Source organism: Caulobacter sp. (genome assembly GCF_049283275.1).
Taxonomy (GTDB): domain Bacteria; phylum Pseudomonadota; class Alphaproteobacteria; order Caulobacterales; family Caulobacteraceae; genus Caulobacter.
In genome coordinates this window covers 1-14776 of sequence record NZ_JBAPVS010000034.1, presented here as the reverse complement: position 1 = coordinate 14776, position 14776 = coordinate 1, and the positions used below count along the sequence as shown (strand labels likewise).

The 14776-nt window shown below is 68.3% G+C and carries 16 protein-coding genes; 4 read left to right on the top strand and 12 right to left on the bottom strand.

Features of this window, described 5'->3' with window-relative positions:
* Positions 1–216 precede the first annotated feature (216 nt).
* Positions 217–1221, top strand: a complete 1005-nt coding sequence (locus WAL33_RS01890) for a phytase (RefSeq protein WP_422177936.1) — start codon at positions 217–219, stop codon at positions 1219–1221.
* Here the strand turns inward: WAL33_RS01890 and WAL33_RS01885 are convergent.
* The 4 genes from WAL33_RS01885 to WAL33_RS01870 form a co-directional block, all read right to left on the bottom strand.
* The gene (locus tag WAL33_RS01885; protein WP_422177934.1) at positions 1218–1928 is read right to left on the bottom strand and encodes an alpha/beta fold hydrolase; all 711 of its coding nucleotides are present in this window, start codon (positions 1926–1928) and stop codon (positions 1218–1220) included. The two genes, WAL33_RS01890 and WAL33_RS01885, sit on opposite strands and share 4 nt — an antisense overlap.
* Before the next feature lie 57 nt (positions 1929–1985).
* The gene (rpoH, locus tag WAL33_RS01880) at positions 1986–2873 is read right to left on the bottom strand and encodes an RNA polymerase sigma factor RpoH (protein ID WP_056440637.1); all 888 of its coding nucleotides are present in this window, start codon (positions 2871–2873) and stop codon (positions 1986–1988) included.
* 243 nt (positions 2874–3116) lie between these two features.
* On the bottom strand, positions 3117–5237 hold the full coding sequence (locus WAL33_RS01875) for a histidine kinase dimerization/phosphoacceptor domain -containing protein (protein ID WP_422177932.1): 2121 nt from the start codon (positions 5235–5237) through the stop codon (positions 3117–3119).
* Between the two features lie 38 nt (positions 5238–5275).
* Positions 5276–5824 carry a biliverdin-producing heme oxygenase gene (locus WAL33_RS01870; protein WP_422177930.1) on the bottom strand — a complete coding sequence of 183 codons (549 nt, stop codon included), beginning with the start codon at positions 5822–5824 and terminating at the stop codon, positions 5276–5278.
* Between the two features lie 158 nt (positions 5825–5982).
* On the opposite strand from WAL33_RS01870, the gene WAL33_RS01865 reads away from it, so the two are divergent.
* Positions 5983–6342 carry a phage holin family protein gene (locus WAL33_RS01865; RefSeq protein ID WP_422177928.1) on the top strand — a complete coding sequence of 120 codons (360 nt, stop codon included), beginning with the start codon at positions 5983–5985 and terminating at the stop codon, positions 6340–6342.
* 5 nt (positions 6343–6347) lie between these two features.
* Here WAL33_RS01865 and WAL33_RS01860 read toward each other — a convergent pair whose 3' ends face one another.
* The 8 genes from WAL33_RS01860 to lgt form a co-directional block, all read right to left on the bottom strand.
* Positions 6348–7082: a hypothetical protein gene (locus tag WAL33_RS01860; protein WP_422177926.1), complete on the bottom strand. Its 735-nt coding sequence runs from the start codon at positions 7080–7082 to the stop codon at positions 6348–6350.
* Positions 7083–7147: 65 nt separating this feature from the next.
* A complete protein-coding gene (pth, locus tag WAL33_RS01855; protein WP_422177924.1) occupies positions 7148–7768 on the bottom strand; it encodes an aminoacyl-tRNA hydrolase in 621 nt (206 codons plus the stop codon).
* 111 nt (positions 7769–7879) lie between these two features.
* Positions 7880–8482 carry a 50S ribosomal protein L25/general stress protein Ctc gene (locus tag WAL33_RS01850; RefSeq protein ID WP_422177922.1) on the bottom strand — a complete coding sequence of 201 codons (603 nt, stop codon included), beginning with the start codon at positions 8480–8482 and terminating at the stop codon, positions 7880–7882.
* Between the two features lie 168 nt (positions 8483–8650).
* Positions 8651–9697, bottom strand: a complete 1047-nt coding sequence (locus WAL33_RS01845; RefSeq protein ID WP_422177920.1) for a hypothetical protein — start codon at positions 9695–9697, stop codon at positions 8651–8653.
* Positions 9698–9855: 158 nt separating this feature from the next.
* Positions 9856–10794, bottom strand: coding sequence for a ribose-phosphate pyrophosphokinase (locus WAL33_RS01840; RefSeq protein WP_422177918.1), 939 nt, complete (start codon positions 10792–10794; stop codon positions 9856–9858).
* Positions 10795–10907: 113 nt separating this feature from the next.
* A complete protein-coding gene (pgeF, locus tag WAL33_RS01835) occupies positions 10908–11693 on the bottom strand; it encodes a peptidoglycan editing factor PgeF (protein WP_422177916.1) in 786 nt (261 codons plus the stop codon).
* Complete coding sequence (locus tag WAL33_RS01830; protein ID WP_422177914.1) at positions 11693–12784, bottom strand: class I SAM-dependent methyltransferase; 1092 nt, start codon at positions 12782–12784, stop codon at positions 11693–11695. Before WAL33_RS01830 ends, pgeF begins: the two co-directional genes overlap by 1 nt.
* Complete coding sequence (gene lgt / locus WAL33_RS01825; protein ID WP_422177912.1) at positions 12771–13682, bottom strand: prolipoprotein diacylglyceryl transferase; 912 nt, start codon at positions 13680–13682, stop codon at positions 12771–12773. Before lgt ends, WAL33_RS01830 begins: the two co-directional genes overlap by 14 nt.
* Before the next feature lie 115 nt (positions 13683–13797).
* On the opposite strand from lgt, the gene WAL33_RS01820 reads away from it, so the two are divergent.
* Together WAL33_RS01820 and WAL33_RS01815 are read left to right on the top strand one after the other, a co-directional pair.
* A complete protein-coding gene (locus WAL33_RS01820) occupies positions 13798–14052 on the top strand; it encodes an accessory factor UbiK family protein (protein ID WP_422177910.1) in 255 nt (84 codons plus the stop codon).
* Between the two features lie 126 nt (positions 14053–14178).
* Positions 14179–14685, top strand: coding sequence for a YbjN domain-containing protein (locus tag WAL33_RS01815; protein ID WP_422177908.1), 507 nt, complete (start codon positions 14179–14181; stop codon positions 14683–14685).
* Positions 14686–14776 lie beyond the last annotated feature (91 nt).

Here is a 14776-nt window from a genome sequence, read left to right as displayed (position 1 = left end):
GTCTTCTTCATCGTGAGTACCCCCATCGTCGGCGCGGCCGTTGACGGGGCCGTTCGCACGTGATTTCACGCGTCGGGGCATAAATTCGCCATCATCTTGGGGCTAGTGATGTTTACTCGACATTTTTGTTTCACTTTTGCGACGGCAATGGGAATTTCTCTCCTTCTTGCTGGCTGCAAGCCCGTTGATCCCGAGGCGAAGTCGGACTCCGCCAAGATGGCGGTCGGCGTGGGGACGCCGGTTCCGGCGGCGGGGGAGACCCAATCCGTCGCCACACAGCGCGCCGACGCAGCAGACGACCCGGAAATCTGGGTGGATCCCAAGGACGCCTCGCGCGTCGTGATCTTCGGCACCGACAAGCAAGCTGGTCTGTACACGTACGATCTCAAGGGCGCCGTGACCGGCTTCATCCCTGACGGCAAGCTTAACAATGTGGACCTGCGTGACGGATTGGCCACGGCGAGGGGCGAGCGCGTGCTGGTCGCGGCCAGCGATCGCGGGCGGATCGGCGCGGCCCTCTACCTGATGGATCCCGCCACCCTGAAGGTCGAGCCCTGGGGCTTGGCGCCGCTCGACCTGACCGAACCCTATGGCCTGTGCATGGGCCGGCGGGGCGAGCGCTTCATCGTCATCGTCAACGGCACGGACGGCCAGGTGCGGCAACTCCGCGTCGCCGTGGGGGGCGACGGCAAGCCCGTGGCGACCGAGGAGCAGCGCTTCGCGGTCGGCAGCCAGACCGAAGGCTGCGTCGTCGATGACGCCAAGGGGGTGCTTTATATCGGCGAGGAGGCCAAGGGGATCTGGCGCTACGATCTGGATCCCGCCAAGGGCGCGGCCCGCACCCTGGTGGCCGGCGCGCCTTCGGACAGGCTGAAGCCGGACGTCGAGGGCCTGACCCTGCTGCGCGAGGGCCGGAAGACCTGGCTGATCGCCTCCAGCCAGGGCGACAGCGCCTTCGCGGTGTGGCGGGTCGACGGCGCGCAGGCCGCCTATGCCGGGCGCTTCTCGGTGATCGCCGCCAACGGCGTCGACGGGGTGACCGGCACCGACGGCGTCGCGGCGATGGGCGGCGCGGTCGGGCCCTACGCCCAGGGGCTGGTGGTCATGCAGGACGATGTCGACGTTGAGGGCGAGACGCCATCGACGGCCCGCGAACGCCAGAACTTCAAGCTGGTGGACTGGCGGGCGGTGAAGGCGGCGCTGAAGTTGGAGGCGCGCTAGCGCGTGGTCCGCGCCAACCAGCGGCGCAGGGCGGCGTTGACCGCCTCCGGCGCTTCCATTGGCGTCATGTGGCCGGCGTCGGGGATCACCACCATGTGCGTGCAGCCGATGGCGCGGGCCATCTCGTGCTGGCCGGCCAGCGGGGTGATCGCGTCGTGCTCGCCGCAGATGATCACGACCGGGCAGCGCAGGGCTCGCAGCGCCGCTGCGCCGTCCTCGCGGGGCAGGCCGTTCTGGCGCAGAAAGACCTCGCGGCCCAGCCGCTGGGTCATGGCCTGGATGCGACCGGTCAGGTCCTTGTCGTCCAGGCGCGAGGCGTCGACATAGCTGGCCATCAGCCGGTCGGCGACGCCCAGGAATGCGCCCTTATGGCGGGCGGCGGCGTTGACGGCGCGGCGCTGGGCGGCGCGTTCGGGAGTGTCGGCGCGGATGGCGGTGTCGATCAGGGCCAGGCGCTCGATGCGTTCGGGCGCGATCCGGGCGATCTCCTGGGCCACGTAGCCGCCCATCGAGAACCCGGCCAGGGCGAAGGTCGGCTCGGCGTCGGCCAGCACCTGCTCGGCCAGCTCGCGCAGGCTCTCGCCGCGCGTCAGGTCGGGGACCTTGCAACGCGCCACGTCGGCCAGGCCGCTGATCTGATCGCGCCAAAGCTCGGCGTCGTTAAGCAGGCCGGGCAGCAGGATCAGTTGGGGAAGAGCAGCAGTCATGAAAAACGCCCCGGACCTTGCGATCCGGGGCGCTCCGTTCTTCAGGTCTGCGCCTTCTTAGGCTTCGACCATGTTCTTGGCGATGGCGGCTTCGCGCATCGACTTCTGCAGCTTCTCGAACGCGCGGACCTCGATCTGGCGAACCCGCTCGCGGCTGACGCCGTATTGCGAGGCCAGGTCTTCCAGGGTGGTCGGGTCGTCCTTCAGGCGCCGCTCGGTGAGGATGTGGCGTTCACGATCGGTGAGTTCGACCATGGCCTCCTCGAGCAGGCTCATCCGCAGCGACTTTTCCTGGTTCTCGGCGACCACGGTCTCTTGCGAAACCTGGTCCTCGTCGGCCAGCCAGTCCTGCCACTCGCTTTCGCCGTCGGCGCGCAGCGGCGCGTTCAGCGAGGCGTCGGGACCGCCCAGACGGCGGTTCATCGAGATGACCTCGCTGTCCAGCACGCCCAGCTTGGTGGCGATGGCGCTGACCTGGTCGGGCCGCAGATCGCCGTCCTGGAAGGCCTCGATCTGGCTCTTGGCCTTGCGCAGGTTGAAGAACAGCTTCTTCTGCGCGGCGGTCGTGCCCATCTTCACCAGCGACCACGAGCGCAGGATATATTCCTGGATCGAGGCGCGGATCCACCACATGGCGTAGGTGGCCAGGCGGAAGCCCTTGTCGGGCTCGAACTTCTTGACGGCCTGCATCAGGCCGACATTGCCCTCGGAGATCACCTCGCCGATCGGCAGGCCGTAGCCGCGATAGCCCATGGCGATCTTGGCCACGAGACGCAGGTGGCTGGTGACCATCTTGTGGGCGGCTTCGCTGTCCTGATGCTCTTTCCAGCGTTGGGCGAGCATGAACTCCTCGTCCTTGGCCAGCATCGGGAACTTGCGGATCTCGGTGAGGTAACGTGAAAGGCCGCCGTCCGGCGACATCACCGATAGTGAATTCACGGCCATGGAAAACTATCCCCTTGGTGCGGACCCGCCCGTCGACCGCGCGCCATCATCCCCACCAGAATGGGTCAAATAGGAAGGCGTTGCGGTCAAGGTAAGGTCGATAACGTAATTGTAATGTCCGACACCCGGACTCGGGTATTGGCGCTTCGAAAGTGAGAATGAACGTTCATTCTCACTTTTTCAAGCGCAAAATATCCCGGCGACGCGACGTCACCTTCCACCGGCGTTTCCCAGGGGGGTTTTTCAGAGCCGTCCCACGGAAAGCTCGGCCCGCACGCCGGGATTGTTGTCGTGGTAGGTCAGCACCCCGCCCATCTGGCGCACCAGGGCGTCCATCATCTTGCTGCCGAAGCCCACGCGCGGACCCTGTTTGCCGCCGCCCTGGTCCGCGACGATCAGCAGGATCCTATCGCCGTCCTCGACCAGGCCGATGTCCAGCCGGCCCGGCTTTCCGCGATAGGCGTACTTGACCGCGTTGATGAACAGTTCGGTGACCACAAGACCGATGATCACCGCCTTGTCGGTGGGCACCGTCACCGGCGCGGCGTCCACGCGCAGGCAGCGACCCCAATCCTCATCCAGCGTGCCGACCATCTCTTCAGCCAGCTCGGCCAGATATCTGTCCAGGGCCACCGTCTCCAGCTGGTCGCCGCGATAGAGCCGGCGGTGGACCAGGCCCACGGCGGTCAGGCGGCGGCTGGCTTCTTCCAGGGGCGCGCGGGCGATCGGGTCCTCGAGGGTCTTCATCTGGATCGTCAGGAAGCTGGCCGCCAGGGCCAGGCTGTTCTGCACCCGGTGGTTCACCTCGCGCAGCAGGAAGTCCTTCTGCCGCAGCAGTTCATCCTTGTCCTGCAAGGTGGCGCGCAGGTGGCCGTTCAGCTCGGAGGCTCGGCGTGCGCGGCGCAGCTCGACCAGATCGTCGCGCAGCCGCAGGACAGCGCTGGTCTGGGCGACGGTCCAAGGGCGCGACCGGCCGCGCACCGTCTGGGTCCAGGCGTCGAATGAGGCGCGCGGTGTCAGCACGCCGTCCGCCGTGGTCGCCTTCACCGGTTCGCCCGCCCAGCGCACCGTCTCGACCTGTTCGGCCCGGGTCCACAGAACGGCCAGCAGAGGCGAGCGCTCGACCACCACGCCCATCAGGCCGGAGGCCAGGGCGCGAAACGAGACGGCTTCGGGGACGTCGGCGGCCGCCTGGTCGGTGGCTGCAACCCCGTTGCCGCCGGCCGCCGAGGCGGTCTCCACCACCCAGTCGCGCAGCATCGCCAGCGCCAAGTGGGGCGGCAGCTTGCCCGCCACCTCGATGTGGTCGTCGCGGAACACCGCCACCCCGTCGGCGTCGGCAAGACGCCTCAGGTCGCGCAGATGCTCTTCCAGGGCCAGGTCGCCGTTGTCGGCGCGCGCCAGGGCGTCGACGATGTCGTCGCCGAGCAAGCGCAGGCTCAGACGCGCGCGATAGGCCTCGGCGTCCTCCTTGGCCTTGATCTGACGGGCCAGACCCCCGGCCAGGGCGCGGCAGGCGGCGCGGATGTCGTAGGGCAGCAGGCGCGGCGTCTCGTGATGGCAGGCGATCAGCCCCCACAGCCGTCCATCCTTGACGATCGACACCGAGGCCGAGGCGGTGACGTCCATGTTGCGCAGATATTGCAGGTGCACCGGCGAGACGCTGCGCAACGCGCAGTCGCTCATGTCCAGCAAGGGCTCCATCGGCGGCAGCAACGGGGCGGGCGCATAGCCGGCGTCGGGGATCACCCGCACCAGGTTGCGCATGTAGAGGGCGCGGGCTTGCTTGGGGATGTCCGAGGCTGGGAAGCGGTGGTTGAGGAAGGCCTGGACATGAGGCGCGCGACTTTCGGCCACCACCTCGCCGGCGTCGTCCTCGCCGAAGCGATAGACCATCACCCGGTCGAAACCGGTCAGGTGGCGAAACTCCAACGCCGCGCGATCGTACAAGGTCTTCAGGCCCGGGCAGCGCTCGAAGGCCGCCGCGGCGGTCTCCAGCTGGGCCAGGATCTGAGCGCCGGTCAGGGCCTGCTCCAGGCCCGGTTCGATCTCGACCAGCACCTTGTCGGCCTGAAAGGTGGCGCTGACATCGAAGGCGCGATCGGCGGCCCGCAAGGCGCCCACAAAGCCCCCGCCGCTGCCAGAGGCGGTGACGGCGGCGATGCGTCGGGCGAGGGCGTCGCCCAGCACGGCGCCGGCGGCGGTCCCGATCCAGGTCTCCACGCCAAGCAGCCCGGCCACGTCGCCGGCCGCGTGGCGGATCTCCAGGGTGTCGCGGTCCAGCACCAGCAGCACGCCATGCGGTTGGATGGCGCCGGGAATATGGATCGGCTCGCGGTCGCAGGATGCGATCTGCTCCGCCATGGGGCCCGCCGTGGAGCTGAGGGTGGAACCGGACGCGATCATGCCGGGACCCCGCACATCCAGGCTTCCATCTGGGTGAAGGCCGACCGTGCGCCGCGGGCCGCGGCCGCCTTGTCGTCAGCGCGTTCCAGCACGGCGCAGAACGCCCTCCAGCGCGCGCCGGTCGCCTCGCCATAACCCTGGAAGAAGCTCAGACCCTCGGACGACAGGCCGCGCAGGCGAAGCTGCTTGTCGATGACCCGCCCCCCCAGGGTCGAGCCCTCCAGCACGTAAAGGAAGCCCAGGGCTTCGCAGCGTCCCGCCGGCGGGCTGATCGGGGCGTCGGCGGGCGGCGCGGTGTTCAGGGTCTTCAGGTCGCGTTCCAGGGCCGGCGTCTTGCGGCGCGCCTCGAACTCCAGATCCGGTTCTTGGGACAGCAGCCGCGCCAGGGCCGCCTCGGCCGGACGGTAGAAAGCCAGGAAACGACCGACCATTTCCCGGCGCCGGGCGGGATCGGCGACCCGTGCGAACACGTCCAGCCGCGCCTCCAAGCCATCGTGCAGATCACGGGTGGTCGAGCGCAGGTGATCCAGGGTCGGCGATGTCATCAGGCGATAGTATTCCCGTGGCCAGGGCCGAGCTGCGCATCATAGCCATCAACGCGGATGTTCATTGTCGGCTAGGCGACGCAAAGCCGAGCGACGGCTTGCTGGGGCAAGGCGAATGCACATCTAATGGTCGCGCTTCGCCGCCAAGGAGACTTCCCGTGACGCGCTTCATCATTCGCGCCCTCATCGCCGCCCTGGGCCTGTGGCTGGCGTCCGAGATCGTGCCGGGCATCGCCGTGCCCGGCGGGTGGACCAGCCTGCTGATCGCCGCCGTGCTGCTGGGCTTGGTCAACGCCATCGTCCGGCCGGTGGTCTTCGTGCTCACCCTGCCGATCACTGTTTTGACGCTGGGCCTGTTCCTGCTGGTCGTGAACGCCGCGATGCTGGGCCTAGTCGGTCTGATGCTGAAAGGCTTCGTCGTCGACGGCCTATGGGCGGGGATTTTCGGTTCGCTGGTGGTCGGCGTGGTCAGCTGGGCGGGCCACCTGCTGATCGGGGACGGGCGCGAGAGGGTTTAGCGGGATCATCCCACCGCCGCCGCCGCCAGATCACGCCAGCCGCGGGCCTCCTTGCGGAAGTGCGAGTGGGTCTTGGCCAGGCGCTTGTCGATCTCGGCCAGGGTCTCGCGGGCCTGATCCTCGCGGCCGGTTCGCGCCAGGAACACCGCGTAGCGCGCCATCCCCTCGAAGCCCGGCAGATGAGCCGCCGCCCAGCGCAGGGCCGTATCGGCTTCGGCGTCCCGGCCCAGGGCGTGGTAGGCGCGGCCCATGGCCAGGGCGACGTTCGGCGTGCGTGCGGCGGGCGACTGGGCGCTCAGGCTCTCCAGCAGCGGCAAGGCCTCGGCGGCGCGGTCCAGTTCGATCAAGGCGTTGGCGCGGCCCAGCAGCAGCTGCGGGTCGTCGGCGTACAGGCCCTGCAGGGCCTCGGCATACAAGCGCTCGGCCTCGGCGTGCTTGCCCAGACCGCTGGCGGCGACGGCCAGGCGGGTGCGGTTCGTGACGGTCGGGGCGTCCTCGACGGCCTTGCCGGCCTCGCGGTACTCGCGTTGCGGGTCCAGAACCTGCCGTGCGGTCTGCCGGGCCTTCTGGGCCTTGGCCCCGCCCAGGAACGCCGGCGCGATGATGGCGATCAGATAGACCAGCCCGCCCAGCGGCTGGAACAGCAGGATGATCATCAGCCAATACATCTGCTGGCCCGTGCGCACCACATGGACGCAAAGGGCGATCGAGAAGATCAGCGACAGGCCTACGAGGATCATCGGAAGAAGGGCTCCAAGCTCAGCCAGGGTATGTGTGGATTGGGGGCCGCGCCGTCAATCGCGGTCTAGTCGGCCTGCCGCGCGGCTTTTTTGGGGTCGGCCTTGGGCGCGGGGGCCAGGCGCAGCACCTCGGCCTGGTAGCGCTCGTCGTCGCCGGCCGCCGCGAAGGGCAGGGCGTCGGCCAGGGCGTCCAGCATCGGGTCCAGCCACTGGTGCTCGATCTTGTGAAAGTCGCCCAGCACGTAGTGCATCACCGCGTCCTTGTGGCCCGGATGGCCCACCCCGATCCGACCGCGACGGAACCCATCCCCGATCTGGCTGGTGATGGAGCGCACGCCGTTGTTGCCCGCCGCCCCGCCACCGGCCTTCATCCGGAAACGGCCCGGAGCCATGTCGATCTCGTCGTGGAAGACGATCACGTCGCTCGGCGCCAGTTTGAAGAACTTCATCGCCTCGCCTACGGCGCGGCCGCTCTCATTGTAGAAGGTCTTGGGCTTGAGCAGCAGCAGCTTGACCGGGCCGTTCGGGGTCGTGACCTGGCCCTCGCAGGCCAGGCCCTGAAAGCGCGAACGCCACGGCGCCGTGCCCCATTTGCGGGCCAGGGCGTCGATCGCCATGAACCCGACATTGTGCCGGTTCTTCTCGTATTTCGGCTCGGGATTGCCGAGGCCGGCGAGGATCAGCATCGCTTAAGACCCAGAATGGACGCCCAAGGTGAAGAACGGGCAACGAAAAACGGGCGGGCCGTGAAGCCCGCCCGTTCTCGATATCAGATCGGAAACCCGACCGCTTGAGCCTTAGGCTTCGGCGGTGGTGGTGTCGCCTTCGTTCGATTGCGAAGCGGCCGAGGCCTTCAGGTTGGCGATCACGAAGTCGCGGTCCATGGCCGGACGCACGCCTTCCGGCAGCTTGATTTCCGAGATGCGGATGACGTCGCCGATGTCGTGCGAGGCCAGGTCGATGACCAGCTCTTCGGGGATCTTGTCGGCCGGGCAGGCCAGCTCGACGGTGTGACGGATGACTTCCAGCGTGCCGCCCTTCTTCAGGCCGACCGAGGTTTCGTGGTTCTTGAAGTGCACCGGCACTTCGATCTTGATCAGCTGGTGCTCGCCGACGCGGTACAGGTCGAAGTGCAGCGGCTCGTCGGTGACGGGGTGGAATTGCACGGCCTTGGCGATGACCGATTGCTTCTCGTCGCCGTGTTGCAGGGTCACCAGGTGGCCCAGCAGCTTGCCGGTGAAGAGCGCCTTGCGGAATTCGTTGCCCTTGACGGCGATGTTCACCGGGGCCTTGGCGCCGCCGTACAGCACGCCGGGGATCTTGCCTTGGCGGCGGGTTTCGCGCGAACCGCCGGTGCCGGCGCGGTCACGAATTTCGACGTTGAGAATGATCTCGGCCATGTCTTGTCTCTCTGGAGAGCCCCATGCTCTCGAAATGCGAAGCCGCCGCACAAGACTGGATTGCCTCGCCCGGTCGACGTTTTTGGGTCGCGCCTCATACACAGAACGGCCGCCCGATGCAACGGGCGGCCGCCTGGAGTGCGACGAAAGGGCAGGCTGTAGAGCCGCTTAGCTCTTCTTCTTGGTCGCGGCGGGCTTCTTGGCCGGGACCGCTTTCTTCTTGGTGACCGCAGGGACCGGCTTGGGCGGCGGCGGTTCGTAAGGCATCTCGGCGCCGGAGGCCTTGATCACGCACATGCCGGTGTCCATCAGGATATGCTGGCCCAGGCAGAACACGTCCTCGTAGTGCGGCTTGGCGACGGCCAGGCACTGGTAGAGGTTCAGCTTGCCCATGTTCAGGCACATGGCGCTGGCCGGTTCGGCCATCACCGCGTCGATCAGGGTCAACTTGTCGTCGCCCGCGTAGCCCAAAGCGGCCAGGGCCGCGACGGCCAGACCGCGGATGACCAGCGGCTTGTAGGGCGGCGGAGCCGCGCGGGACATGGCGGCCAGAGGCGCGCCGCCGGTCGAGGCTACCCGCAGGGCGGCCATGTCGGCGCTGTCGGCCAGGCCGGGCGTCGCCGACATGGTCTTGGCGTAGGCCAGACGGCCGTCGCGGTCCGCGACCGACTGCATCGACCATTTCGCGCGCTGGACGTCATAGGCCGCCTGCTTCACGGCCTTGCCGGCGGTGTAGACCTTCAGGCCCTCGGCGCCGAGGGTGTCGATGATCAGGCCGGCGGCGGTGTCGCTGCCCTTGAAGCCGACGGCATAGGCCGGGTCGGCGATGAGCTGGTTGATGACCTGCTGGCGCTGGGTCGGATCGGGGGCGAACGCGCGCACCGAGGCCACATAGGTCGGATCCTGCAGGGCCAGGACGGCGGCGTAGGCCGTGGCGCCCGACAGGAACTGTTTGGGTTCATAGGCGACGCCGACCTTCAGCGAGTCCTGGATCTGGTCGCCGTTCTGGAAGGTGGCGCCGATCGCGCCGGCCCGCTGCATGTAGCCGCGGAAGGCGCTGGCCTTTTCGACGATGCTCGAGGACAGGGTGATCGGCGGCGGGGCGGGCGGGGCGGCGACAACGGGCGGCGGCGGTGTTCCGCAGCTGGCCAGCACGGCGGCGGCGGCCACGGCGATGGCTGTCAGTGCAGCTCGCGTGCGCGTGGTGAAAGGCATCCCGAGAACATCCCCAATGGCTTGGAACGCCAGCGCATAGCACTGGCGAGCGGGCGAGATTGTGACACTCGGCCCGTTCACCCTGTCTTGACAAGCAGAGCCGTGGAAAAGCGTTCGAAGTCGCGGACGGTTCCCCCGGAGGTGTTCTCCGACGCGTTTTAGTCAAACAGCTTGGAGACCGATTCCTCGTTGGCGATCCGACGGATGGCCTCGCCGATCAGCGGCGCGCAGGAGACGTAGCGAATCTTCTTGCAGGCCTTGACGGTGTCCGAAGCCTCGATCGAGTCGGTGACCACCAGCTCGGTCAGCACCGAATTGGCCACCCGCTCGGCGGCCGCGCCCGACAGCACCCCGTGGGTGACATAGGCCGAGACCGACTTGGCTCCCTGGGCCATCAGGGCGGCGGCGGCGTTGCACAGGGTGCCGGCCGAATCGACGATGTCGTCGAACAGGATGCAGCGACGGTCCTTCACGTCGCCGATGATGTTCATGACTTCGCTTTCGCCGGGGGCCGAGCGGCGCTTGTCGACGATGGCCAGGTCCGCGTCGTTCAGGCGCTTGGCCAGGGCCCGGGCCCGCACCACGCCGCCGACGTCGGGCGAGACGACCATCAGGTCGTCGCCCAGCTTGTAGCGCTTGTGAATGTCGTCGGCGAGCAGGCGCGAGGGCAGAAGATTGTCGGTCGGGATGTCGAAGAAGCCCTGGATCTGGCCGGCGTGCAGATCCATCGTCAACACGCGGTCGGCGCCCGAGCGGGTGATCAGATTGGCCACCAGCTTGGCCGAGATCGGCGTGCGGCCGCCGGTCTTCCGGTCCTGGCGCGCATAGCCGAAATAGGGAAGCACGGCCGTGATCCGCTTGCCCGACGCGCGCTTGAGGGCGTCGATGCAGATCAGCAGCTCCATCAGGTTGTCATTGGCCGGATAGCTGGTCGACTGGATGACGAAGACGTCCTCGCCCCGCACGTTCTCGTCGATGGTGACGAACACTTCGAGGTCGGCGAACCGGCGCACCTGGGCGCGGGTCAGCGGCATGTCGAGATACTCCGCGATGGCCTGGGCCAGGGTGCGGTTCGAGTTGCCGGACAGCAGCTTCATGATTTTATCTCGGGAAGGGGTGTCGCCGTTGCGGGGGCTTCTAGCAGTCCCGGGCGTGGGAACAACCCCGAGTCTCGACGGAATCTTTTTATTCGGCTCTTCGTCCTGAGGGCTCATGCCTCGATCGCGATCGCCGAGAGAAGCCGTCCGTAGTCGGACTCCCCGTCCAGGAAGGCCCTGCGGTTCGAAAAGAACAGATCCGCCTCGGTTCGCGTGTCGCGGCCCACCCACTCGCTTTGTCCCACCCCGGCGGTCTCCAGACGGTCCAGAACGAAGGCCGGCAGGTCGAACAGGCGCTTGTCGTCGGTCTCGCCCGGCGAAAAGAATCGGCCGGAGCCGGGGCTGTCGGCCTCGAAGCGGTGCAGGAATTCCAGCCCCACCTCGTAGGACCGGGGCCCGATGCAGGGGCCGACGGCCGCAACCATGCGCGCGGGCTCGGCCCCCAACGCCGTCATCTGGTCGACCGCGGCCTGGACGACGCCGTCCAGCGCCCCGCGCCAGCCGGCATGGGCGGCGGCGACGATCCGGGCGACAGGATCGGCGATCAGCACGGGCGCGCAGTCGGCGTGCAGGGCCCCGCAGACCACGCCCGGGGTCTTGGTGACCACCGCGTCGCCTTCCGGGCGGACCTCGCCCCACGAGCCGTCGGCGACGATGGCGATGGTCGAATGGATCTGGAAACAGGTGTTGAGGTCTTCCGGCGCGGCCCCGAACCAGGCCGCGGCCCGAGCGCGGTTCTCGGCCACGTCGGCCGGCTCGTCCTTGCTGCCCCGCCCGACGTTGAGGCTGGCGTAAAGTCCGGTCGACACCCCGCCCTGGCGCGTGAAGAAGGCGTGCCGGACCCCCGCGACGGCGGCCAGCAGCGGCGATTGGACGGTGGGCAGGTCGTGGATGGTCATCACGCGTCCTCGAACAGGGGAGGGACCAGGCCGGGCGCCGACAGGCAGACGACCTTGAACAGCTCGCCCATCTGCGCCGCTCCGGTCAGGCGATCAAGCTGCCGGGTCAGCTTTTCCGCCTGGTCGGGGCGCGAGTCGGCCAGGGTCTGGGCCCGCGCCTCGATCCCCAGGCCTTGCAGGAACGCGCCCTGGGTCAGGATAGGTCCGGTCGCGGCCCCGGCCTGAGCGGCGGCGGTCAGCACGGCGGGAAAGTCGGCCCAGACGGTCAGGTCGGCCTGACCCGGCTGCGCCAGCGGCGAGACCTTGGCGTGAGCTTTCAGGGCCTGCAGCGTGTCGCCGGCGCCGGGTGCGTCGCGGCCGTAGTCGATCAACAAGGCCGCCCCGCCGTCTCGCGCGACGCGGTGGCCGATCTCGGACCCCAGGGCGGCCTGGGCGGGGGAGGATTCGACGACGATTCCGACGGCTAGGTCCTCCCCCTGTGGGGGAGGTGTCGCCCCCTGGGCGACGGAGGGGAGAGGGCCTAGGGCCTTCAGGCCGAACGCCAGGTTTCCGGCTTCATCCAGCCCGACCATCCGCTCCGCCCAGCCGGTCTCGGTCCGCACGAACTGATGGGCCGGCAGGCAGTCCAGCACCTCGTTGGCGACCAAGATCAGCGGCGCGCCGGCCGGCACGGCGTCCAGGCGGTCGACCCAACGGGGCGTCAGGGGCGCCAGCTTCGCCGCCTGGACCTGGCGCAGCGGCGGCGACACCTCGACCAGCCACAGGTCGGCGGCCTCCAGGAACTCGGGCAGCAGCCGGGCCGCGCGCAGGATGTCGCAGATCAGCGTGCCGTCGCCAGGGCCCATCTCGACCAGCCGCACGGGCGAGGGCCGGCCCATGCGGGTCCAGGTCTCCAGCATCCACAGGCCGATCAGCTCGCCGAACATCTGGCTGACGCCCGGCGCGGTCAGGAAGTCACCCTCCTCGCCGAGCGCTGGGCGGGTCGCATAGTAGCCGTCGCGCGGGTCATGCAGGCAGCGGGTGAAGTATTCGGCGACGCTGATCGGGCCGTCCTGGGCGATCTGGGCCCGCAGGCGGTCAAGCAGGCTCATGGTCTTCCGAGACAGGGGTGGGAACGGGCTCGCGCAAGGCGCGCCACAGCAGCCAGATCCCGACCAGCAGCATCGGGATCGACAGGATCATCCCCATGGTCAGGCCCAGCGGGAAGTCGGGCATGCCGTGGTCGGGGTTGCGCACGTTCTCGAGCAGGGCCCGAAACAGGCCGTAGCAGATCAGGAAGGTCGCCACGAGCGCGCCCCGACGCTGCAGCCACTTCAGCTTGTGGGCCGCGAAGTTGAGGATCAGGAACAGCACCAGACCCTCCAGCGCGGCCTCGTACAGCTGGCTGGGATGGCGTGGCAGGTCGCCGGCGGGGCAGACGCCGTCGCGGCTGGCCGCCCGGATCGTGTCGTTGCAGAACACCATGCCGAACGGGTGGTCGGTGACCCGGCCCCACAGCTCGCCGTTGATGAAGTTGGCGCAGCGACCGAAGAACAGGCCGATCGGCGCGACCGGGGCGATCAGGTCGCCCAGCTTCAGCATGTCGATCTTCTGCTGGCGGGCGAACAGCGCGATCGCCGCGCACACCCCCACGAAGCCCCCGTGGAAGGACATGCCGCCCTCCCAGATCTTGAAGACGGCCATCGGGTTCTCGGCCAGGCCGCCCCGCTGCTGGTCATTAAGCAGCATGTAGAACAGCACGTAGCCGATCCGTCCGCCCAGGATGATGCCCAGGGTGATCCACAGCACCAGGTCGTCGATCTGGGCCGGCGTGGCGGTGGGCTTTTGGCCGCCCCACAGCTTGGCGTCGCGGACCAGCCGGATCGCGTACTGCCAACCCAGCAGGATGCCGGCGACGTAGGCCAGGGCGTACCAGCGCAGGGCCAGGGGTCCCCATTGCAGCGCCCAGGGGCCGATGTGAACGATGGGGTCGATGTCAGGGAAGATCACGCCGCGAGCGCTCCGGTCGGACAAGTGGTCGCAGGCATAGCGTGCTTCCGCTTCGCTTTCATCCTTCGTTTCCCATATAAGAGCCGCGACCAACCGCCCGCGCCCTGGAATCTCGATGCACAGCCAAAACCCCTTCCTCGACGAATTCGCCAAGCTGACCCAGGCCGCCATGGGCATCGCCCAGACCGCCGGTGAGGAAGCCAAGACCGCGATGCGGGCCCAGGCCGACCGCCTGGCCGCCGAGTTCGACCTGATCCGGCGCGACGATTTCGAGGCCCTGAAGGCCGAGGTCGCGGCGTTGCGCGCGGAGGTCGCGGCCCTGAAGGCCCCCAAGGCCGCGGCAAAAGCGCCGGCCAAGAAGGCCGAATAGGCGAGTTTCGTTCCCTTTCGACGTGAAGGCGGTTGTGACGCCGCCCGCGAAGCAGATTAGACTCCCTGGAGTGGGTGATTTGGTCGGGTCCCACGACCCGTCTCTCCCCGGGGGCCAAAGGTTCTTATGGACACCCAACCGGAAGAAGACGACGTCCTGCTGGCGATGGATCCGCTCGAAGTCATCGAACACGTCCTGGCCGCCGAAAACCTGACGTTCGACCGCACCGAAGACGGCGATCTGGCCTTCGCCCTGACCGGCGACTGGAAAGATTACGAGCTGTGGTTCGCCTGGCGGCCCGAGGCCGACTGCCTGCAGCTGTGCCTGTCGCTGGACCTGCGCGCCGCCAAGACCAAACGCCCCAGCGCCTATGAGCTGCTGTCGATGATCAATCAGCGCGTCTGGCTGGGCCATTTCGAGGTCTGGACCGACGATGGCGAGGTCGTGTTCCGCCATGCCCTGGCCCTGCCGGCCGGCGAGCGCCCGACCATGGCCCAGGCCGCCTCGATGATCGACGCCGCCGTCGAAGCCGCCGACCGCTTCTATCCGGCCTTCGATTTCCTGCTGCACGGCGCCAAGACCCCGGACGAGGCCATGGCCGCCTGCATGTTCGAGACCGTCGGCCAGGCTTAAGACTACGGCCGGGGACATGCCCTTGCGGTGTGTCCCCACTCCAGACCCCGTGCGCCGGATGGGGACACGCCGCAAGGGCATGTCCCCGGCG

Excerpts from the sequence above, each read along its gene's own strand:
- pth (WP_422177924.1), bottom strand. The coding sequence starts at position 7,768 with ATGCTGATCCTCGCCGGCCTCGGCAATCCCGAGCCGAAATACGAGAAG.
- WAL33_RS01815 (WP_422177908.1), top strand. The coding sequence starts at position 14,179 with ATGGACACCCAACCGGAAGAAGACGACGTCCTGCTGGCGATGGATCCG.
- WAL33_RS01830 (WP_422177914.1), bottom strand. The coding sequence starts at position 12,784 with ATGAGCCTGCTTGACCGCCTGCGGGCCCAGATCGCCCAGGACGGCCCG.
- pgeF (WP_422177916.1), bottom strand. The coding sequence starts at position 11,693 with ATGACCATCCACGACCTGCCCACCGTCCAATCGCCGCTGCTGGCCGCC.
- WAL33_RS01850 (WP_422177922.1), bottom strand. The coding sequence starts at position 8,482 with ATGGCCGAGATCATTCTCAACGTCGAAATTCGTGACCGCGCCGGCACC.
- rpoH (WP_056440637.1), bottom strand. The coding sequence starts at position 2,873 with ATGGCCGTGAATTCACTATCGGTGATGTCGCCGGACGGCGGCCTTTCA.
- WAL33_RS01870 (WP_422177930.1), bottom strand. The coding sequence starts at position 5,824 with ATGACATCGCCGACCCTGGATCACCTGCGCTCGACCACCCGTGATCTG.
- WAL33_RS01885 (WP_422177934.1), bottom strand. The coding sequence starts at position 1,928 with ATGACTGCTGCTCTTCCCCAACTGATCCTGCTGCCCGGCCTGCTTAAC.
- WAL33_RS01820 (WP_422177910.1), top strand. The coding sequence starts at position 13,798 with ATGCACAGCCAAAACCCCTTCCTCGACGAATTCGCCAAGCTGACCCAG.
- WAL33_RS01840 (WP_422177918.1), bottom strand. The coding sequence starts at position 10,794 with ATGAAGCTGCTGTCCGGCAACTCGAACCGCACCCTGGCCCAGGCCATC.
- WAL33_RS01875 (WP_422177932.1), bottom strand. The coding sequence starts at position 5,237 with ATGGCGGAGCAGATCGCATCCTGCGACCGCGAGCCGATCCATATTCCC.
- WAL33_RS01845 (WP_422177920.1), bottom strand. The coding sequence starts at position 9,697 with ATGCCTTTCACCACGCGCACGCGAGCTGCACTGACAGCCATCGCCGTG.
- WAL33_RS01860 (WP_422177926.1), bottom strand. The coding sequence starts at position 7,082 with ATGATCCTCGTAGGCCTGTCGCTGATCTTCTCGATCGCCCTTTGCGTC.
- WAL33_RS01890 (WP_422177936.1), top strand. The coding sequence starts at position 217 with ATGGCGGTCGGCGTGGGGACGCCGGTTCCGGCGGCGGGGGAGACCCAA.